At 60.8% G+C, this 20,251-nt stretch carries 13 protein-coding genes, 1 tRNA gene and 2 pseudogenes; 12 read left to right on the top strand and 4 right to left on the bottom strand.

Annotated features, from left to right (window positions below; all coding sequences use genetic code 11):
• The first annotated feature begins 26 nt into the window (after window positions 1-26).
• From ligD to H9K75_RS03110, 3 genes and pseudogenes are all read left to right on the top strand, one after another.
• A pseudogene (gene ligD, locus H9K75_RS03120) lies at window positions 27-2,512 on the top strand (DNA ligase D).
• Window positions 2,513-3,148: 636 nt separating this feature from the next.
• On the top strand, window positions 3,149-4,255 hold the full coding sequence (locus tag H9K75_RS03115) for a toll/interleukin-1 receptor domain-containing protein (RefSeq protein WP_226858486.1): 1,107 nt from the start codon (window positions 3,149-3,151) through the stop codon (window positions 4,253-4,255).
• A gap of 92 nt (window positions 4,256-4,347) precedes the next feature.
• Entirely contained in the window at window positions 4,348-6,078 is a 1,731-nt protein-coding gene (locus tag H9K75_RS03110) for an RNA-directed DNA polymerase (RefSeq protein WP_226858485.1), read from the top strand.
• Between the two features lie 543 nt (window positions 6,079-6,621).
• On the opposite strand, the pseudogene H9K75_RS03105 reads toward H9K75_RS03110, so the two are convergent.
• Window positions 6,622-7,609: pseudogene (locus tag H9K75_RS03105) on the bottom strand (tripartite tricarboxylate transporter substrate-binding protein).
• A gap of 76 nt (window positions 7,610-7,685) precedes the next feature.
• Window positions 7,686-9,056 (bottom strand): hypothetical protein, encoded by a 1,371-nt coding sequence (locus H9K75_RS03100; protein ID WP_187724733.1) that lies wholly within the window; start codon window positions 9,054-9,056, stop codon window positions 7,686-7,688.
• A 149-nt stretch (window positions 9,057-9,205) separates the two neighbouring features.
• Between H9K75_RS03100 and H9K75_RS03095 the strand changes: the two genes are divergently transcribed.
• The 9 genes from H9K75_RS03095 (at window position 9,206) to H9K75_RS03060 (ending at window position 18,972) form a co-directional block, all read left to right on the top strand.
• Window positions 9,206-10,123: a LysR family transcriptional regulator gene (locus H9K75_RS03095; protein WP_187724732.1), complete on the top strand. Its 918-nt coding sequence runs from the start codon at window positions 9,206-9,208 to the stop codon at window positions 10,121-10,123.
• Window positions 10,124-10,228: 105 nt separating this feature from the next.
• Window positions 10,229-11,128, top strand: a complete 900-nt coding sequence (locus H9K75_RS03090) for a tripartite tricarboxylate transporter substrate binding protein (RefSeq protein ID WP_187724731.1) — start codon at window positions 10,229-10,231, stop codon at window positions 11,126-11,128.
• A gap of 163 nt (window positions 11,129-11,291) precedes the next feature.
• Complete coding sequence (locus H9K75_RS03085; protein ID WP_187724730.1) at window positions 11,292-11,726, top strand: hypothetical protein; 435 nt, start codon at window positions 11,292-11,294, stop codon at window positions 11,724-11,726.
• Entirely contained in the window at window positions 11,705-14,857 is a 3,153-nt protein-coding gene (locus H9K75_RS03080; protein ID WP_187724729.1) for a hypothetical protein, read from the top strand. Before H9K75_RS03085 ends, H9K75_RS03080 begins: the two co-directional genes overlap by 22 nt.
• Complete coding sequence (locus H9K75_RS03075; RefSeq protein WP_187724728.1) at window positions 14,782-15,219, top strand: IPTL-CTERM sorting domain-containing protein; 438 nt, start codon at window positions 14,782-14,784, stop codon at window positions 15,217-15,219. The genes H9K75_RS03080 and H9K75_RS03075 overlap by 76 nt, the downstream gene beginning before the upstream one ends.
• Before the next feature lie 464 nt (window positions 15,220-15,683).
• Window positions 15,684-15,842: a hypothetical protein gene (locus H9K75_RS23395; RefSeq protein ID WP_226858484.1), complete on the top strand. Its 159-nt coding sequence runs from the start codon at window positions 15,684-15,686 to the stop codon at window positions 15,840-15,842.
• Window positions 15,842-17,149, top strand: coding sequence for an MFS transporter (locus H9K75_RS03070; protein WP_264293959.1), 1,308 nt, complete (start codon window positions 15,842-15,844; stop codon window positions 17,147-17,149). Before H9K75_RS23395 ends, H9K75_RS03070 begins: the two co-directional genes overlap by 1 nt.
• A 54-nt stretch (window positions 17,150-17,203) precedes the next feature.
• Entirely contained in the window at window positions 17,204-18,361 is a 1,158-nt protein-coding gene (locus tag H9K75_RS03065; RefSeq protein ID WP_187724727.1) for a M20 aminoacylase family protein, read from the top strand.
• A 167-nt stretch (window positions 18,362-18,528) separates the two neighbouring features.
• Complete coding sequence (locus H9K75_RS03060; protein ID WP_187724726.1) at window positions 18,529-18,972, top strand: MarR family winged helix-turn-helix transcriptional regulator; 444 nt, start codon at window positions 18,529-18,531, stop codon at window positions 18,970-18,972.
• Window positions 18,973-19,109: 137 nt separating this feature from the next.
• Here the strand turns inward: H9K75_RS03060 and H9K75_RS03055 are convergent.
• Window positions 19,110-19,199: transfer RNA gene (locus tag H9K75_RS03055), tRNA-Ser, on the bottom strand.
• 85 nt (window positions 19,200-19,284) lie between these two features.
• Entirely contained in the window at window positions 19,285-20,202 is a 918-nt protein-coding gene (locus tag H9K75_RS03050) for an SPFH domain-containing protein (RefSeq protein ID WP_187724725.1), read from the bottom strand.
• Window positions 20,203-20,251: the final 49 nt, after the last annotated feature.

Here is a 20,251-nt window from a genome sequence, read left to right as displayed (position 1 = left end):
CGCGATCCCGGATAACGAGGTCGCGTATGCCAGGATCGCTGTCCACTTACCAGGGCAAACGCGATTTCACGAAAACGCCGGAGCCCTCGGAAGGTGGACTTACGCATGCGACCAGGCTGCAATACGTGATCCAGAAACACTGGGCAAGCCGACTGCACTACGACCTTCGGCTGGAACTCGACGGCGTGATGAAAAGCTGGGCCGTGCCCAAGGGCCCGAGTCTCGACCCGCACACCAAGCGCATGGCCGTACAGGTGGAAGATCATCCCATTGCCTACAACCAGTTCGAGGGACAGATTCCCGCCGGGCAGTACGGCGCGGGCAAGGTCATCATCTGGGATAGCGGCTTCTGGGTGCCGCTCTCCGATCCTGAAACGGCTTATCACGCGGGCAAGCTGCATTTTGAATTGCACGGGCACAAGCTCAAGGGCCGCTGGACGCTGGTGCGCATGCACGGGCGGGAAAAGGAGCGTCAACCGCCGTGGCTGTTGATCAAGGAGGCGGACGGCACGGAGCGCGCCACCGCCGATTTCGACGTCGTCGAGGCCATGCCCGACAGCGTTGCGAGCGAGCCGGCACAACGCAGGCCATCGCGACCCGCAGCAAAGCGCGCTACCTCTTCACGGTCCGATAAGTCATCGCCCCACTGCCGACAATGCTCTCGCCGCAACTCGCGGTGCTGGCGGAGTCCGCACCAAGTGAACCGGAGCAGTGGGCCTGGGAACTCAAATTCGATGGTTACCGCATGCTCGCGCGCAAGCAGGGTGAGAAGGTGAATCTGTTCACGCGCAATGGCAAGAACTGGACCGACCGCATGCCCGCGATTGCCGCAGCCTTGCAGACCCTGCCGGTGCAGGAATGCTGGCTCGACGGCGAAGTGGTGGCGCTGGATGACAACGGCGCGCCCGATTTCCAGCGGCTTCAGAATGCGTTCGATGGTTCGGCGGAAGCGGAGCTGGTCTATTTCGCCTTTGACTTGCCGTTCGGTGACGGCGAGGATCTGCGCGACGACGAATGGAGCGTTCGCCGCGCTCGGCTCGCAGCGCTCATGGACGACGTGCACGCGCAGGCGCTGCGCCTGAGCGAGACCTTCGACGCGGCGCCTGCCGATCTGCTCGCGTCGGCATGCTCCCTCGGCTTCGAAGGCATCATCGGCAAGCGCCGCAGCGCTTCCTATGCGTCACGTCGCAGCGCCGACTGGATCAAGCTCAAATGCCAGCAACGGCAGGAATTCGTGATCGGCGGCTACACCGACCCCAAGGGCTCGCGCAAGGGCATTGGCTCGTTGCTGCTCGGCGTGCACGGGCCAGAGGGCACGCTGGACTATGTCGGCAATGTGGGCAGCGGATTCAGCGAGGCAACGCTTGCGCGGCTGCATGCCCTGCTTGTCAGGCAGCATGCGAAAGGCGCACCGTTTCACGATGCAGCAGGCAGCATTCCTTACCGTGGTGTGCATTGGGTGAAGCCAACGCTGGTTGCCGAGGTTTCCTTCATGGCGTGGACGAAGGATGGTCATCTGCGTCACCCCGTCTTTCACGGCCTGCGCGATGACAAGCCCGCGAGCGAAATCCGAAGGGAGTTGCCGATGTCAGCGAAGTCTTCGTCATCATCATCATCCATGGTGGGCCAGGTGCAGGTCTCGCATCCCGAACGGGTGATGGACCCTGAAAGCGGCGTCACCAAGCTCGATATCGTGCGCTACTACGCCACTGTCGGACCGCTCATGATGGAACATCTGGCCGCGCGCCCCGTGGCACTGATGCGCGCGCCGGAGGGCGTGGACGGCGAACGGTTCTTTCAAAAGCACCTCGCCACGCTGGACATGCCGGGCATGCGCCAGCTCGATCCCGCGCTCGATCCGGGACATGCGCCGCTGGTCGAGGTCGCCGAGCCGCAAGGGCTGGTCGAGGCCGCGCAGATGAACGTCGTGGAGTTTCATACCTGGAACGCCAAAAAGGACCGCATCGAGCGGCCTGATCGCATGACCCTCGACCTCGATCCCGGCGAAGGCGTTGCATGGCAAAACGTGCAGGAGGGCGCGCTGCTCGTGAAGACAATGCTCGAAGAACTGGGGCTCGTGCCGTTTCTAAAAACCAGCGGCGGCAAGGGCCTGCACGTTGTCGTGCCGATTCAACGACGCCATGACTGGGGCGCCGTCAAGGGCTTTTCCAAACACATCGTGCAGCACCTCGCAGACACCATTCCCGAACGCTTCGTCGCCAAGAGCGGCCCCCAGAATCGCAAGGGGAAAATCTTCGTCGACTACCTGCGTAACGGACGCGGCGCCACCACCGTAAGCGCCTGGTCGGCCCGCGCCCGCGCCGGTGTGGGCGTGTCCGTTCCGCTGGCGTGGAAGGAGCTTGACCGTGTCACCAGCGGATCGCACTGGAGCGTGCGCAACATCGACGAACGCCTGCGCGTGGGCAATTCGGTGTGGGATGCATATGCCCGGTCCGCACTGTCTTTGTCGGGTGCGATGAAGCTGCTGGGGTATGCGACAAAGCAGGAGTGATTGGGTGAGTTCAAGGAGCTTCGCTCTGCCACTGCTGTGTGGACCATTTAAGCGCCGAACTCGTTGACCCGCTTGTACTGGAAAGAGTGGTGCCCAAAGGGTCGATGGCAAAAATGTCAATGTCGTGCTGGTTGTGGACTGTCCCGCCGTATCGCTGCACAGTCGCTTCGCAGGGGCTGATATATCCGGTGCATAGGCGCCGTACAAAAGCTTTCAAAAGTGTCCGAGGGAGGGCGGAAAGCGGGAGGGGACGGTAGTGCAAGTTGGCTACATCGGCGTCGTTGGATAGCCGGTCGACACTAGGAATTCGGCGTCCTTGGCGCGTAGCAGTTTCCATATCGCCGAAAGGTCGTTCGCTCGCGGCCGGCCCAACCCCTTCCGTCGGTCGCTCACGACTGCGGGGGGGGGCACGTTAAGAGTTGCCGAAGGCGGAGTACGGATCGGTATATGAGGTGCTTTCATTAAGTTGGGACTTTTTTAAACACGCATGAAAAAGTGTATCCTGTGCTCATGATTCCCAGTTTCTTAACTTGCAGTTGTCAGAGGCACTATGGCGCGTACCCACTGCCGTCACCATGGTCGGATTCCTTGCTCGAGTGTTCGGGCGCTTCTAAAGCATCTGCCGCTGGAGTGTGAATGTATGACTACCATCTTCTTCTCGTACAGTCACAAAGACGAGGTCCTACGCAACGAACTCGAAGCTCATCTTGCTTTGCTCAAGCACGAGGGCTAGTCGAAGCTTGGCACGACCGCCGAATCGTCGCGGGCGACGAAGTTGACGACACCATATTCAGCCAGCTTGAGGCAGCGGACATCATATTGCTACTGGTGAGTTCGGACTTCATCAACTCGGCGTATTGCTATTCGCGGGAGATGGTACGGGCTATGGAGCGCCACGGTGCTGGTGAGGCTCGGGTCATGCCAATAATCTTACGCCACTGTGACTGGACTAGGGCACCCTTCGGCAAGCTCCTGGCGGCACCTCGTGATGGGAAGCCCGTCGCCTCCTGGCCCGACCGCGACGAAGCGCTTGCCGACGTTGCAAGGCAGGTTCGACAAGCCGTCGAGGCGATCAGCGCCGCTGCGGCGAAGTCGGCGAAGGCTAGCTCTGTTTCGGCGGGGCTGATAGCTATCGCCTCGAATCAACCTCGCTCAAGCAATCTGCGCCTTAAGCAGGAATTCACAGACAAAGATGCTGACGAATTTGTGCGCTCGAGCTTCGACTTCATCTGCAGATTTTTCGATGGCTCGGTTCAAGCCATAGGCGAGCGTAACCCCGAAATCACTGGCACCTTTGATCGCATCGACTCTCGCCGCATGGCGGCGATCCTCTATCGCAGCGGTAAGACGATTGCGGAGTGCTCGGTACGCCTCGATTCGCTTGGACGCAGCAACGCAATCATGTTCTCGTACGACTCATCGGCCTCGCCGGGATCGTACAACGAGATGCTAAACCCAGAGGCCGGCGACCAATCCATGCACTTCAAGTCCATGGGTATGTATTTGGGTAGTGGTCACGACAAGCACTTATCCCAGGAGGGGCCGCCGAGTTTTTATGGGAGTTGTTTGTCGGGCAAGCGCGTTAGTGAGCGTGCCGTATCTGGATACTCCAAACGGTGTGCGTTAGGCAGATCGTTCCGGACGCAATCTCTAGTCCACTGCGCCACGCACCATCATGATCCTGCAGCCCAGATTGTCGGAGGCCCGAGCACAACTACCGCGTCAAGACCAAGAAATCTATAGGAGGCGCACCGCGTCAAGCAAACGAACACTTTGATGCTGGGTGGTGGCGTCGGGGATCGACCCAACGCCAACATATAGGAGACCTGAAGGAATTGGAAAATGAATCGAACGGAAGCTCTTTTGTCGAATGGGTACTTTCCATCGCAATTGCCCCTGCATTTACAACACAACAATTTGCGTCAAATCTGGCTGTGCTTCAGTTGCAATGGGATGTGAACAGAAAAGGCAATAAAGCACCCGCTTGCAAACCTGAGTTCTTCAGTGTAGCTCGCGTAGGGCACCAGCGGCGCATGACAAGCATCGTTAACCCAGTGCCGCAGCTGTTCTTGGTGACCTTCGTTGCAAGGCACTGGGCTGATTTTCTGCAGCACTTTCGGAAGTCCCGTCTTAGTGCGAGTCACCCACGCTTTCTTCGGGCAGGTGGTCGCGCAGCCTGTATCCCATCGATGCAACGTCTCCATGAGCGCATGGTGCTAGATTCGGCCGGTTTCAGATACATGCTTCGTACAGACGTTTCTCGGTTCTTTCCAACGGTTTACACACACTCAGTTCCTTGGGCACTGCACTCTAAGTTGGTTGCCAAGGCAAAACGGTGGGATTCTACGGGGAGGTACTTCGGCAATCTTATTGACCAGGCACTGCGGCAAGGACAGGACGAGCAAACAATGGGTTTGCCGATTGGTCCGGACACATCGCACGTCGTCGCAGAGACCATCTCGACGTCCGTGGACCTTTTGCTGCGGGATTCGCTGAAGTCTTGGCCAGCGGGGTTTCGCTATGTGGATGACTACTACTTGTTTTTCCCGTCCCTGGCCGAAGCAGAATCGGCACTTGCCGCACTGTCTAGGGCACTGAAGGAGTTTGAACTTCAGATCAATTTCGAGAAGACATACATTTGTCCGGTCTCTGAGATCGTTGATGACTACTGGACGCGGCAGCTTCGTAACTTTGAAATCGCCAAGCATGTCAGAAAACAAAGATCTGACATTCATCATTTCTTCGAATTTGCTAAAAACATTGCGGCGAAAAATGCCGATGAGAACGTCATGACGTACGCGCTGAAGCGAGCGTCCTCGGTGCTCATCAAGCCAGAGAACTGGGAATCGTTTGAGGCGCATATCTGCCACATCGCCCTGTCTCACCCGAACACCTTGCAGACTATTTCTCAGATTCTCGCAACATACAAGGTCTACGCCTACAAGCTCAACGGCCGACGAATTCAGCGCACCCTGAATACGCTGATTGTTGAGCATGCAGCTTTAGGCCACCACAGCGAAGTGGCTTGGTGTCTCTGGATGTGCAAGGAACTGGACATTCAGCTAGAACAAGCTGGCGTAGACTTGGTCGCTTCCATGCAAAGCTCCGTGTGCGCCCTACTTCTGATGGATCTTTCCGAATCTGGCAAGTTGGAAAGTGCTCCAAAAGATACCTTCTGGCGATCAATTGATGGAGAAGATTCATTGCGCGAAGAACTCTGGCTGATGTGCTACGAGGCGGGAATCCGAGGGTGGGGTGGGTTCAATAGCGCGCGCATATTGGCCGATGACTATTTTAAGAAACTTCATGCTTTTGGTATCCGTTTCTACGATCAAACGGCATCATCAAAACTACTGTTTAACCTGAAGCCCGGCACGCTGGAGAAGTTCAAGCTGAATGACCTCGATGACTTCTTTGAGCGCGACGACGCCGACGACTATCTTGAGTACGAAGCAGGTGACGGTGGATACGAGGGTGTCGTCTTCGATGAAGACGAGTCCTCGGATGAGGACGAAACGGGCAGTGAGGTGAACGACGATAACGACACCAAAGAATTCTACTTCTGAGCAAAGCTGCTCAAGCTGACTACGGTCTTCGTGCGAGGGCGCACTCCAATTACCTAGCCAGTCACTTAGCTCTGCGTGATGTCACCGTGTCAGTCGACACGAGGATCGCTAATTGGTGCCCAGTCTGGCTAGCTTGAGGTCCGCAAAGGGTCGGCAACGCCAGTCGTGAGCCGCAATAGCCGACCTCCAGCAGTCTCACGGGCTGCATTGATGGTCACTGGCGGCTGCTCGCCTGGAACCTGTCGTTGGGCAGCCGACAGTCTTGAACCTTGGATGATAGCTATTTAGTTGTGACCGATAGGTCACGATGCAGCCATGAGCGACAGCAACCGCTGCACAGCGGTCGTTCGCAGTGAAACTTTGAACTTTGATTGACCGCTGCGGATGACGGCCACTACGCACAGCCGTCGTTGGCATCTCATTGCGAAAAATGAAATCCCTCTAATCAAATTTTAAAGCTCCTACGCGACCAATCATTCGTATATGAAAACTGCGGCACACGTCCAAAACCCCCGCAGTCCCTCCACTCGCACCGCGCATCCCTCAATCCGCATACTCCCCCGCCGCCTTGATCACAGCCCCCACTTGCCGATTTCCGAGGAGACGAATTTTTTATGTTCAGCCGGTTCGATGCGTTTGTCGGCGGTGATGACCGCGCCGAGCGCTTCCTCGCGCTTGATGAATTCGGGGTCTTTTAGTGCCACCTTGAGGGCGTCGTTGATGGTCTTGACGACGGCAGCGGGTGTGCCCTTGGGGCATAGAGGCCGTGCCAGATGGTGACTTCAAAATTGCCGAGGCCCGATTCCTTGAGGGTTGGCAGGTCCTTGAGGCTCGGTGTCGTGAGGCGCTTGGGCGTGGTGACGGCGTAGGCCTTGACCTTTTTGGATTCGATCTGGCCGGTGGTGTTGGTGGTCTGGTCGCACAGCAGATCGACCTGGTTGCCCATCAGGTCGGCAATCGCGGGCGCTGCGCCCTTGTAGGGGACGGGTGTCATGTCGGTCTTGAGTTCGGACTGGAACATCAGGCCGCACAGATGCGAGGCGGAGCCGACACCGGCGTTCGCGAGATTGATCTTGCCCTTGTTGGCCGCGATCCATGCAACCAGTTCCTTGTAGTTGTTGGCGGGCAGCGTGGGCTTGCCGACCAGCGTCATCGGCACATCGTTGATGATGCCAAGGTATTCGAAATCGTTCTCGACGTTGAACGGCAGCTTGCGGTAGAGGCTGGGAATCGTGGCCATGCCGATGTGGTTGAGCAGCAGCGTGTAGCCGTCGGGATTGGCGCGCGCCACCTTGGCCGCGCCGATGGAGCTGCCCGCGCCTGCGGTGTTGTCCACCACGATGGTCGCACCGCCCAGCGGCTTGCGCAGGGCTTCGGCGAGATCACGCGCGACGCGGTCGGTGGGGCCGCCCGCCGTGAAGGGCACGACGATGGTGATGGTCTTGCCGTTTGCGGGATAGGTCTGTGCCTGGGCGCCAAGTGCGGTGAGAGCGGCCAGGGTGATCGCGGAGAGTGGAATGAGGGCGTTCATGGTGCAAAGTCCTGAAAGAAAAAGCGAGTAGGCATTTGTCGTGGGCATGGAGCGAAAACCTGTAGGTTTCAGCCGCTCATTGCGGGCGCTGGCGGGCGGGCACGCGGGTTTCGAGCGCGGGCGAGGTGTAGTCCGCGTTGAAGACGCAGCCTGTGCCGAACTGCGCCTCGAAGCCGGGGCAGGCCTTGGCGATGTCGGCGGGCGTGGGCTTGACGCCCGCATCCACCCAGCGCAGCAATGCGGTCATCAGCGTGGGATAGGTGGGATCGCTGATGAAGCTGTGGGTGCCCTTGGTGGTGAAAGTCTGCACCAGGCGGTCACTGCTGCCGCCCTGGCGCATCACGTCGCGAAAACGCGAGTCGAGTTCGACAAAAGCCGTGGGGTCGCTGATCCATTTGGTCGAGAGCACGGGCACGGGAATCTTGCCAACGGGGTCGGAGTCGGTCGCGAACTTCTGGTACGCGGAGGTGTCGGCCTTGTAGCGCAACACCCCGGCATTGAGCGCCACGTCGTCGCCGGAGCCGCTGTAGACCGCGCCTTCGTTGCCGAACGGGCTCGCGCCGCCGGTGCGCTTGGCGGAGATGTCCTGAAAGTGCATCGTGCTCCAGTTCATGTGCGACTGGATCGCGCTTTCGGGAATCTTGATCACATCGACAATCGTCTTGATCTTCGCGCTCTGCGCGGCAGTGCGCTCGGCGGCGGGCTTGTTCAGCGCAAGGCATTCATTGACGCGCAGGGCGACGTCGGCCTGTTTCATGGTGACGTCGGCGGGCAGGCCGAGATTCAGTGCATATTGCGGCTCGGTCGGGCGTGGGTGGTTGCCGCAGAGATACTGGTAGACCACGCGCAGGTCGAGCCGGAAATCATACGAGCGTGTACCGCCACCGAGCACGCCGCTCGTGAGCAGCACGCCATCGTAGGGGCGCTCGCCGACGGTGTCTTCGGTGAACATCTCCGCACCCTTGGCGGCAACGCCCGCGCCCCAGGACTGTCCATGCAGAATCGTCCGCGTGGGTTTGGCGACGTGTTTGCGGAAGATGCCGCGCAGGCGTTCGGTGTCTTCGGCGGCCGCGCGTACTTCCACGCCGCCCTGGCGATACGACGAGCCCGCCCACGCATAACCGGCCTTCACCATGATCGACCAGCGGGTCAGGTCTTCTTGCGAACGCGCGAGATCGGGCGCCTGCAGATCCGGCCCGCCATGGGCATGCATCACGAGCGTGCCGCTCCATTTCGCGGGCATGGCGATCATGTAGAACGCACCCTTGGAGTCGCGGCCCGAGAGGCATTTGGCGTCGGTGGGAACCTCGGCAGGGCAGGCGGCTGGCTGTGGCGCTGCCTCATCGGAGGTCGATGGGCCTTGCAGCACCACCGAGCCCCCACCGCAGCCGGTGAGCGCCAACAGAACGAGCAGAGAAAGGCCGGAGGGGCGAAGATTCAAACGCATGGAACATGTCTCCTGGAGTTTTTGGAACTGAAAGCGGCCCGTGCCGAACGGTGGTAGAAAGGCTTTGGCACCGTGTGAACCGGATTCTGGAGTCACTTTTAAAATATTTCAAAGATTTCTAAAATATCAATTGCATACTTTTTAGATATATGGAACTGAGGCATCTGCGCTACTTTCTGGCCGTCGCCGAGAGCGGGCACATCACGCGTGCGGCCGAACGCCTTGGCATTCAGCAGCCGCCGCTGTCACTGCAGATCCGCGCGCTGGAGACCGAACTGGGCACGACGCTGTTTCACCGCCACGCCAAGGGCGTCGATCTAACGGATGCGGGGCGCGAGTTGCGCGGCGAGGCCGAGCGGCTGCTGGCCGATTTCAACGCCGTGACCGCGCGCATGCAGGCGTTCGCACGCGGCGAGCGCGGGCATCTGCAAGTGGGCTTCACGAGCTCCGCCGCAGCGCACGCCTTCACGCCCGAGGTGCTTCGTACCTGCCGCAAGCAGCGTCCGGACATTCTCCTGAGCGTGAGCGAGAACAACGCTGCCGAGATCACCGAAGCCGTAGCCGCGCAGCGCCTGCACTGCGGATTTCTGCGCGTGCCGGTAGCGCAGCCCGAGGGCCTAGCGTTCGAGGCACTGTTGCAGGAGGAGTCGCTGCTCGCCATTCCGGTGGACCATCGACTGGCCGAGGAACGGCACCGGCCCGTGCTGCTCGACGAATTGCACGGTGAACGTCTGGTGCTGGTGCGACGCCCCGGCGCACCCGGCCTCTATGCCAATCTGCTCGCGCTGTGTGCGCGCCGGAACGTGCAGGTGGAGATCGCCGCCGAGGTCGAACGCATGATGACCAATGTGAATCTGGTCGCGGCGGGCGTGGGCCTGTCCATCGTGCCCGCGTCGATCAAGGGCTCGCACCACGACGCCGTGGTGTATCGCGCGTTCGACCCGTCGGTCAATCTGAGCGCGCCGCTCACGCTGGTCTATCGCGCAAATGACTGCGAAGGACCACTGGGCTCGTTCATCGCGCTCGCCAAGAAGCTGGCCAGGCGCCACATGGCCAAGAGCCGCTGACAGAACCATGCCCGGGCAACGCGAACCTTCCGCCGATCCTCAAGCCCGGGCTTGCACACGGCGAACGCTGCTTGCGCGGGCGGGGCGGGGGTCTCGCTGGCGGCCATGCATTCGTGGACGAGCGCATCGCAGCGCTGGCCGGCGGACGGCGTGCGCATCGTGGTCGCCTATCCGACGGGCGGAGTAAGCGATCTGGTGGCGCGTTCGCTTGCGCGGCAGTGGTCCGAACAATTGAAGGTCCCGGTGCTGGTGGAAAACCGTCCCGGCGCGGGTGGAACGCTGGCGCTCGATCTGCTCGCGCGCAGCCCGCCCACCGGGCGCACGCTGGTCTTCACGGCATCCGCCGCGTTGGCCGCGATGCGTGATGCGGAGTTGCGCCGATCCGTCGGCAAGAGCGTGACGCCGCTGCCCGTGGTTCCGGTTGCGGGTGTGATGCGCACGCCGCTGCTGCTGGTCGGCACGCCTGCATTGGAAGGAACGACGCTGGCGGACATGGTGGACTATGCGCGTAGCCATCCCGGCCAATTGCGCTGGGCAACGACGGGCGAGGGCACGACCGGACACGCAGTACTGGAGCGCATCAGTCGGCAGGCCAACGTGCACATCATCCACGTGCCGTACAAGGGAGGAGGGCAGCAGTTGACCGATGCCCTTGGCGGGCATTTCGAGGTGCTGTCCACCAACGTGGCGTCCCAGCAGTTGAATGCACTGCGCGAAGGCCGCTTCAAGGCGCTGGCGGTGGGAGCGCCGCAGCGCCTTCCGCTGCTTGCCGATGTGCCAACGCTCGCGGAACTGGGTTACGCGCAGGCCAATCTCGATTCGCTGTTCGGCCTGTTCGCGGCCAAGGGAACGCCTGTCGATCTGGTGGAGCAGATCAACCAGTCGGTCGAGCAGGCGTTGCGGTCATCGACGATTCGCGACCGACTGCTGGAGGCGAACAACCAGCCATTCATGGGCACCGCGCAGGATTTTGCCGAGCAGGTGGAGCGCGAAGCCAACCGCTGAATCGGGCGTTTTGCGGATCGCAAGAGTGTCTTTTTGCATATGCAAAAGATATGCAAATCCCATGTTGAAGATATTTTACTTTCGCATATGCCGCGCATAGGATCACGCGACAGCCGTGCTCCGGCCCGAACGAAATCCAACAAAACAAAAGAGACAAACAACCATGCGAGCAATCTTCACTCGGCGAGCGCTTCTCTGCCTGTCCCTGGTCGTGACCGTATGCCAAAGCGCTCCCGCAGTTGCGGCGGCGTTCACTCCGGGCAATGTGGTGGTACTGCGCGTGGGAAATGGCGCGGGGGCGCTGGTGACCACGGGCAATCCGGCATTTCTGGATGAGTTCCAGCCCAACGGAAACCTGGTGCAATCGATTGCCATGCCCACCTCGGCCAATGGAGCGCAGCAGCCGTTTGCCAGCAGTGGCACGGCGCTGACCGATGGCTGGATGACCCGCTCCCAGGACAAGCGCTGCCTGGTCGTGCCCGGTTACGGTCGCGATCCGGCGGTGACCAACAGCGGCAATCTGGTGAGCGCAGCCGGCGTTCCTCGCGTGGTGGCATTGTTTCGCGAGACGGCGCGGTGGACACCACGACCGCACTGACGGGTCACACCTCCGGTGCCAACAACTTTCGCGGGGCCGCAAGCTCCGACTGCACGAACCTGTGGATCAGCAGCGGTGTGGATGGCACGCGCGCCGCGTCCGTCGGTGGTACCACCGCGACGATCGTGGCGGCAACCCCGGCCAACGTACGCGCACTGATGGTGGTGGACGGGCAGCTCTACAACAGCTCGAACACAGGCACCGAATCGTTCAAGGGCGTGAATCGCGTCGGCTCGGGCACGCCGACGTCTTCAACCACCGCCACGCGATTGCCGGGACTGAGCGATGCGGAGACTCCCAATTCCTACGCTTTCGCGCTGCTGGATCTTGATGGCGCGCCCGGTGTGGACACGCTCTATGTGGCAGATGAGAACATGGGCATAGCCAAGTATTCCCTTGCGGCGGGAAGCTGGGTGGCACGAGGCACGGTGGGCGGTTCAGCGGATGCGTATCGAGGATTGACGGCGACCGTTTCCGCTGGCGCGGTGACGGTGTTCGCAATCCGTGGCGGCAATACGCTGGTCTCGATGGTTGACGCCAGCGGCTTTGGTGGAACATTCTCCGGCACGCCCACAATCCTCAGCACGGCGGGCGCGTTGCAGAATTTTCGCGGTGTGGCGCTCGCCCCTGAAGTGAGCGTGACGGCGACTGCCGCCGCTGGTGCCAACGGTAGCATCGATCCTCCACTCAGAACGGTATTTCACGGCCAGACGGCGAGCTTCAATGTCACGCCGAATCCCTGCTTTACGGCGGTTGCTGCAGGCACTTGCGGCGGCAGCCTGAATGCAGGCGTCTACACCACGCAGGCGCTCACGGCAGACTGCACGGTGAATGTCAGCTTTACACAGCAGCCGACGTATACCGTGACTCCTTCTGCCACGCCGGGCGGAAGCATACAGCCGGCCTTGCCGACGACGGTGATCGCCGGTCAAAGCACGACCTTCACGGTCAGTCCGCAGGCGGGCTACAGCGCGAACGTCGGCGGCACCTGCGGCGGCACGCTGAGCGGCACCACGTACACCACCTCGGCGATTGGCGGGAATTGCAGCGTCGATGTCACGTTTTCGCTGCAAAGCTTCAACGTCACGCCGAGCGCCGGAGCGCATGGAGCCATCAGTCCGAGCGCGGTGCAGGCCACGCCCTACGGTAGCACTGCAGCGTTCACAGTCACGCCCGCGCCGGGCTACTCGGCATCGGTCGGCGGCACCTGCGGCGGGTCGCTTTCCGGGTCGGTCTACACCACCGGTCCGATTGCGGCGGACTGCACGGTTAACGCGTCTTTTGTCGCGCTGCCGGTATTCAGCGTCACTCCCATCAGCAGGGGTCACGGCAGCGTGTCGGGCAACGCGCCGCAAAGCGTGCCGCAGGGCAGTTCGGCAAGTTTCACCGTGATTCCCGACGAGGGCTATGCGGTGGCGGTGCGTGGCACTTGCGGGGGCCAGTTGCAAGGCACGACCTATACGACACAACCCGTGAACGCGCCGTGCACCGTCGATGTGACCTTCGCCAAAAAGGTGATCCTGTTTCTCGGCAACAGCTATACCTTTGGCCGGATCGACCCGGTCATGAGCTACAACACCGCGAACGTCACCGATCTCACCATGGCGATGTGGCAGCGCGATCCCACCGGCTCCAACGCCGATGAGCCGCATCCCTGGGGCGGCATTCCCGGCGTGTTCAAGAAGCTCAGTGAGCAGGTGGGACTGGACTACGATGTGTCCATTTCCGCACGCAATGCCGCGTCGCTGCGCGGGCATTTCCTGAACTCCAACCCGGCAGGCTGGGATCTGCGCAGCAACGCCGCATCGCAAAAATGGACCACCGTCGTGCTGCAGGACCTGAGCGACGAACCACTGCCTGCGGGCCGCAGCCACAATGCGAATTTGCCGTATTTCAACGCCTATGCCGACAAGTTCGAGCAGTGGATTCACGATGGCGCAGGCGGCACGTTCACCGAAACGCAGCTGTTCGGCGCGAACTGTTCCAGCATCACGGGAGCATCGCAGTCCACCTGTGACGCGGTGCGCACCGTGCCTGGCTCCAATCTCAATGCCAACGCCAACGCGGACATTTATCTCTACCAGACCTGGGCGCGCCCGGATCTGATCGCGCCGAATGGCTCGAACGTAAACGGCACGACCTACACGGCCGCCGAGGGGCTGGAAGCCATGACGGCGGATTTCCACGCAGGCTACTTCGGCCGCGCGGCCGCGAATCCGCGCTTCAAAGGCGTGTCGCCGGTCGGCGACGCGTTCCTGCGCGCGGTGAGTTCGGGCGTGGCGATGCGCGACCCCTACGTGCCCGAGGCGGGCAAGATCAATCTCTGGCATACCGACTACTTTCATCCGAGCAAATACGGCTCGTACCTGAGCGCACTCGTGCACCTGGGCCGCATCTCGGGCATGGACCCGACGACGCTCGGCGCAGGTGAACTGGCTGCCGTCGATCTGGGTATCTCGCCTGCGGATGCCGTGGCGCTGCAACAGGTAGCCAAGGCTGCCCTCGTGCCCAAGCCACCAGTCATTGCAGGCGTCATTGCAGGAGAAGGGCGGGTGCAGGTGAGCTTCACCGCAGCCGCGGAGACGCTGGGAAATCCGCCCCTGATCGACTTCATCGCGACCTGTGGCGCGCAAAGTGCCAGCGCTACCGTTTCTCCGATCACGGTCTCGGGTCTTGCGAGCGGCATGCCCGTCACATGCACCGTCGCGGCGCGCAACAGTATCGGTGTCGGCGAGGCTTCGGTAGCATCAGCACCGGTCACGCCACTCGGCACGTCCACAGCGCTGTGCGGCAGCGCGGGCGGTGTGGCAAGCGTGATTGCGCCGCGTGCCAACCTCTGCGCCGTGGGCAACGCATCGGCGATCAGGTCGGCCAATGGCGCGTACCAATGGAGTTGCGAGGCCGCCAACGCGCAGATCGCCACCTGCTCGGCCCTTGGGCGCAGACGCCGACCTCGTCGGGAGCCGCCTCGGCGGATGTGGCTGGCGGTTCGGGCTGGAGGTTCCGCTCTGCCGCATTCATCGCCGCCTCGACCATTGGCTCTGCCCCGGCCAATGTGTCGTTTCCGCATGGCCTGTTCGATTTCGTGCTCGAAGGCGGCACACCCGGCAGCGCAGCCGAGGTGCATGTGACCTATCCCGCGACTTTGCCATCCGGCGCGGTCTACTGGAAATACGGTCCCACACCCTCGGGCCTTGGATGCAGCAGTGCATCGGAATGCGCTGCGCCGCATTGGTATGCATTTCCCGGTGCCAACATCGTCGGCAACACCGTGCGACTCACCATCGTCGATGGCGGCCCGGGCGATGATGATCTCAGCGCCAACGGCGTCATCATCGATGCGGGTGGACCAGGCGTCGTCGGCACGGTTGACGCACCCGGCGCGGTCGCGGTTCCCACATTGTCTCAGTGGGCGCTGTTCATCATGATGCTGGCCCTGGCGTTCAGCGCTGTCAGAGTGCTGCGGGGACGCCGCTCGACGGAACGTTCTTAAGCCAACGCGAAGGGCGGCCCTGGCTTGCCCGGCAGCTACGTGGAAAGGGCTCTTCAGTCCTCGTCGCCAATTTGACTTGTGCGGCTGATAAGGTGAGCCAGAACGTCGCAATGACGTTCGCTAATGGCGTTCCTTCTCGATATCGGTAGCGAAGCAATTCTGCGGTACCAACGACACCGCGCATGAAGTTGCACAGCCGCTCGCAAATCGTCAAGTGCAGTCGCGCCATCGCATGTGTTCGCGCAATTTGTCGCGCGAAATTCGACCCCATCCGGGGAATCTGCGAATTCATGCATGTATGTGCGTGGCCTTTCCTTTTCAAAAAGTTTACCTTTTCAACTGTTGAATTTTTCAACTACTTGAGAAGGAAACGGTGACGCACGCGTCCTGGCGCTGAGGTGCTCGATGACCTGCGCAGACGTGTGGCATTTCCGGGCCTTCGAAATTAACTAAAGGAACGGAAAATGAGTACATCACTCGATTCTGCAAACCAGCCGTACAAAGGCAACGATAGGGTGCTGTTCGGCATCATCTTGGGCGTGATCGCCTTCTGGCTGTTCGCACAGACGACGCTCAACGTCGCCCGGACATGCAGGCCGATCTGGGCATCGAGCCGAATCTGATGAACATCGCAGTGGCCATCACGGCACTGTTCTCCGGCATGTTCATTGTGGTGATGGGCGGGCTCGCCGATCGCGTGGGGCGTGTGCGCATCATGATGCTGGGCTTCGTGCTGAGCATCGTCGGCGCGCTGCTGATCGCGCTGGCACCGAAGGGCGATCTGGCGATACCGTTCCTGATGGTCGGACGCGCCATCCAGGGCATTTCCGCCGCGTGCATCATGCCGGCCAGTCTCGCTTTGGTGAAAACCTACTGGCAGGGCGCGGAACGCCAGCGCGCCGTGAGCATGTGGTCCATCGGCTCTTGGGGAGGCTCGGGCCTGTGTGCCATGTTTGGCGGACTGGTCTCGCAAAATTTCGGCTGGCGCTGGATCTTCTTTGCATGCGCAGCGGTTTCGCTGGTCGGCATGCTGATGGTGCGCGGCACGCCCGAAAGCAAGGTACGCAGCACCGGCAGCCACAAGCTGGATATTCCGGGCATTCTGAGCTTCATGGTCGCGATGGTGGCGCTGCAGATCGTCGTCACACAAGGCAACAAGTTCGGCTGGACCAGCCCTCTGGTATTGCTGATGGTGGCGGTCACCTTCGTTGCGGGTGGGCTGTTCTTCTGGTTCGAGGCGAGGGCGGAAAACAGTTTCGTCGATTTCAAACTGTTCAATAACCCGATTTTCACCGGCGCGACCATCTCCAACTTCATGCTCAATGGTGTGGCCGGGATGCTGATCGTTTCGCTGCAACTGCTGCAGTTGGGCGGTGGACTCTCGGCCCAGCAGGCGGGCATGCTGACGCTGGGCTATGCGATTGCCATCATCGCGTTCATCCGCGTGGGCGAAAAGCTTTTGCAGCGCTTCGGTTCGCGCAAGCCCATGATCTGGGGCTGCCTGATCACCGGAGTTTCCATCATCCTGCTCATGCCGGCCAACCTGATGCTGGACGACTACAAGATCATGTCCATCATTGCGTACACGCTGTTCGGTATTGGACTGGCGTTCTACGCGACACCGTCGACCGACGCGGCCCTGTCCAACCTGCCCGCTGACCAGGCAGGCTCCGGCGCCGGTATCTACAAGATGGCTTCTTCGCTGGGCGGTGCCTTTGGCGTTGCGATCTCCGCTGCCATCTTCACCGCGCTGCGCATGGACAACTCCAGCGTGCAATGGATGGAGGGCCTGATCAATTTCGCGGGACGCCAGGACAACGTCGCTACCCGCGAGGCGGCCATCATCGCGCTGCTTTTCAATCTGGTGATGGTCGTGTTCGCGGTCATTTCCATCATGTTCACCATCCCGAAAGGCAAGAAGAACGCGTGACGCGTCTGCCGCGTGAGGCTCACGCATTCATCCACATCCCATAGGAGTTATTTCATGAACGCACTTTTGAATCAGTTGAAGTCCGAACAGGGCGCGTTGGAAAAGCATTTCCACTATCTGCATCGCCACCCCGAACTCGCATTTGAAGAGTCCGGTTCCGCAGCCTATATCGCCGAGCAATTGCGCGGCTGGGGCTACGAAGTCACGGAAGGTATCGCCAAGACCGGCGTCGTGGCCCGTTTGAAGGTGGGTGATGGTAAGGCCTCCATCGGTCTGCGGGCCGACACCGATGCCTTGCCGGTGCGCGAGGATTCGGATCTTCCCTACAAGAGCGAAGTGCCCGGCAAGTCGCACATGTGCGGACACGATGCGCATTCCTCGATGCTGCTGGGCGCGGCAGAGTATCTCGCCAGGCACCGCAATTTCGACGGAACGCTGAACCTGATTTTCCAGCCCGCTGAGGAAATCATGGGCGGCGCACCGGCGATGATCAAGGAGGGGCTGTTTGAACGCTTTCCCATGGACCGGATTTTCGGCCTGCACAACATGCCGGGGCTCGACGTAGGCAAGCTGTATTTCACCGAAGGCCCGATCATGGCGGCGGTGGACAACTGGGAAATCGAATTGACCGGCAAGGGCAGCCACGGCTCCATGCCGGAGAAGAGCATCGATCCGCTGGTCGCTGGCGCCGCGCTGGTGATGTCGCTACAGACCATTGTTTCGCGCAATGTAGGTGCCAAGGATTCGGCCGTGGTGAGCGTGGGAGCGTTCCAGTCGGGCGATGCGGGCAACGTGATTCCGCAGTCCGCATTGCTTCGCTTGAGCACCCGCACTTGTACCGCTGCAACGCGCACGTTGGTGCTCGAGCGCATACGCGCCATATCCAGCGCCATCGCCCAGGCCTACAACGTCCAGCACGTCATCCGCGAAGGCCAGCCCGGCGCGGTGCTTTTCAACGATGGAGATGAAACTCAAAGCTGCGTGCGCATCGCGCGCGATCTGCTTGGGGAAGACAACGTGGTCGTACCCGGCCCCACGTTCATGGGCAGCGAGGATTTTGCGTTCTACGCGCAGCAAAAGCCCGGCGTCTATGCATTCATCGGCAACGGCGACACGCCCATGGTGCACCATCCAAAGTATGTATTCGACCCGTCGAACCTCGCCGTTGGAGCGGCCTACTGGGTAGCCATCGCGCAAAGTTATCTGCGTTGAGCGCCGCACGTCGAAGCGGCCCCTTGCCATGGTGTCTGTCTGCTACGTCCTGCCCGATGCTCTGAGTTGCCTCAGTGGATTCAGCTTGACGGCTTGTTTCCACTCGGACGACCTTTGACAATCGGGGAGGAAATATCCTCAGGCCACCGACGACACCAAGGTACACCATGGCATATCTCACCTACCAGTTGGAGCTACTCAAGACTGCGGCCATCAAAGCGGCCAACCCGCACTACCTGAAGGCCGTGAACCTGCGAGTGCGGGAGTTGCGTGTGCTGCGATTGCTACTGGAGAGCCCCGGCGTAACCGCCACGGAGCTGCGTCGCAAGCTGGTGTTGGACAAAACGCTGATGTCCAAGAACATTTCCTATCTGGAAAAGCGCGGGCTCGTCCAACGCATGCCGAACCCGAATGACAGCCGACTGCAATTGCTCTCTCTCACCAAGGAGGGCGAACGCGTCTGCAAGAAAAGCAACAAGATCGGCGAGTCGCTGGAAGGGCAGATGTTCGCCCAGTTGACGCCCAACGAATGGGTGCAACTCAGACAACTGCTGGACCGCGCCTATGACTCGTTCCTGGCGTGGGAACGGGAAGTGGGTACTGCGGCGTAGTCACGCGGTGGGGATGAAGCTCTGGCGAGCCAGAGCCAGAGTACGACCGTCGGCCTCACGTGCTTTGCACATTTTTAGCCGCGACGAATACGTCAAAAAAGGAAAAAGGCCTTGAAAATCAAGGCCTTTTGCTATTCTGGCGGAGAGGGCGGGATTCGAACCCGCGGTGGGGATTAGCCCACACACGCTTTCCAGGCGTGCGACTTAAACCGCTCATCCACCTCTCCGGAAGCCCTCAATTATAGATTAGAAAATGCGGCAGGCCGCGAAGTTTGTGTTTTTCGTCCAAAAACTTTTGCGAAGCATCATCGCTCAACCGCTGCGTTGGCCTGTCTGGATCATCTTCATGGCCGAGGTGACGAGGGCGGAGACTTCCGTCATGTTGCTGGGAACGACGAGTGTCGTGGTGGCGTCGGCGGCGACCTTGCTGTAGGCGTCTACGGCTTTTTCGGCGACCTTGAGTTGGACGGCCTGCTCGCCGCCGGGCTGGCGGATGGCGGTGGCGATTCGTTCGATGGCCTGGGCGGTGGCGTCGGCGACGGCGGTGATGGCGGCGGCTTCGCCCTGGGCCTGGTTGATGGCGGCCTGCTTTTCGCCCTCGGAGCGGGCGATGAAGGCCTCGCGTTCGCCGGTGGCGATGTTGATCTGTTCCTGGCGACGGCCTTCGGAGGCGGCAATCAGGGCGCGCTTTTCACGTTCGGCGGTGATCTGGGCCTGCATGGAGCGCAGGATTTCTGCGGGCGGTGTCAGATCCTTGATTTCGTAGCGCAGCACCTTCACGCCCCAGTTGAGCGCGGCCTCGTCGATGGCGGAGACGACCTGTGCGTTGATCATGTCGCGTTCCTCGAAGGTCTTGTCGAGTTCGAGCTTGCCGATCACGCTGCGCAGCGACGTCTGTGCGAGTTGTGTGACGGCGGTGATGTAGTTGCTTGAGCCGTAGCTCGCGCGCATCGGGTCGGTCACCTGAAAGTAGAGGATGCCATCGACCTGCAACTGCGTATTGTCGCGCGTGATGCAGACCTGGCTTGGCACATCGAGCGGGATTTCCTTGAGGCTGTGCTTGTAGGCAATCTTGTCGATGAAGGGGATGATGAATTTGAGGCCCGGGGCGAGCGTGCCCGCGTATTTGCCGAGGCGCTCTTTCACCCACGCATGCTGCTGAGGAACGATCTTGACGGAGCGCGCAATGAAGATGGCGGCGATGACTGCGAGAACTATGGCGAATTCCATGGTCTGCTTCCTTCAGTGAATGGAGGGGTACGGCGCATGATAACGACGG

It is taken from the genome of Diaphorobacter aerolatus, from assembly GCF_014489535.1.
GTDB lineage: Bacteria > Pseudomonadota > Gammaproteobacteria > Burkholderiales > Burkholderiaceae_C > Diaphorobacter_A > Diaphorobacter_A aerolatus.
The sequence above is the reverse complement of the archived record's forward strand: the minus strand, read 5'-3'. Positions and strand labels throughout refer to the sequence as shown.

Coding starts and splice junctions, on each gene's coding strand:
- H9K75_RS03115 (WP_226858486.1), top strand. CDS start 3,149: ATGTATGACTACCATCTTCTTCTCGTACAGTCACAAAGACGAGGTCCT.
- H9K75_RS03100 (WP_187724733.1), bottom strand. CDS start 9,056: ATGCGTTTGAATCTTCGCCCCTCCGGCCTTTCTCTGCTCGTTCTGTTG.
- H9K75_RS03095 (WP_187724732.1), top strand. CDS start 9,206: ATGGAACTGAGGCATCTGCGCTACTTTCTGGCCGTCGCCGAGAGCGGG.
- H9K75_RS03090 (WP_187724731.1), top strand. CDS start 10,229: ATGCATTCGTGGACGAGCGCATCGCAGCGCTGGCCGGCGGACGGCGTG.
- H9K75_RS03085 (WP_187724730.1), top strand. CDS start 11,292: ATGCGAGCAATCTTCACTCGGCGAGCGCTTCTCTGCCTGTCCCTGGTC.
- H9K75_RS23395 (WP_226858484.1), top strand. CDS start 15,684: ATGAGTACATCACTCGATTCTGCAAACCAGCCGTACAAAGGCAACGAT.
- H9K75_RS03070 (WP_264293959.1), top strand. CDS start 15,842: ATGAACATCGCAGTGGCCATCACGGCACTGTTCTCCGGCATGTTCATT.
- H9K75_RS03065 (WP_187724727.1), top strand. CDS start 17,204: ATGAACGCACTTTTGAATCAGTTGAAGTCCGAACAGGGCGCGTTGGAA.
- H9K75_RS03060 (WP_187724726.1), top strand. CDS start 18,529: ATGGCATATCTCACCTACCAGTTGGAGCTACTCAAGACTGCGGCCATC.
- H9K75_RS03050 (WP_187724725.1), bottom strand. CDS start 20,202: ATGGAATTCGCCATAGTTCTCGCAGTCATCGCCGCCATCTTCATTGCG.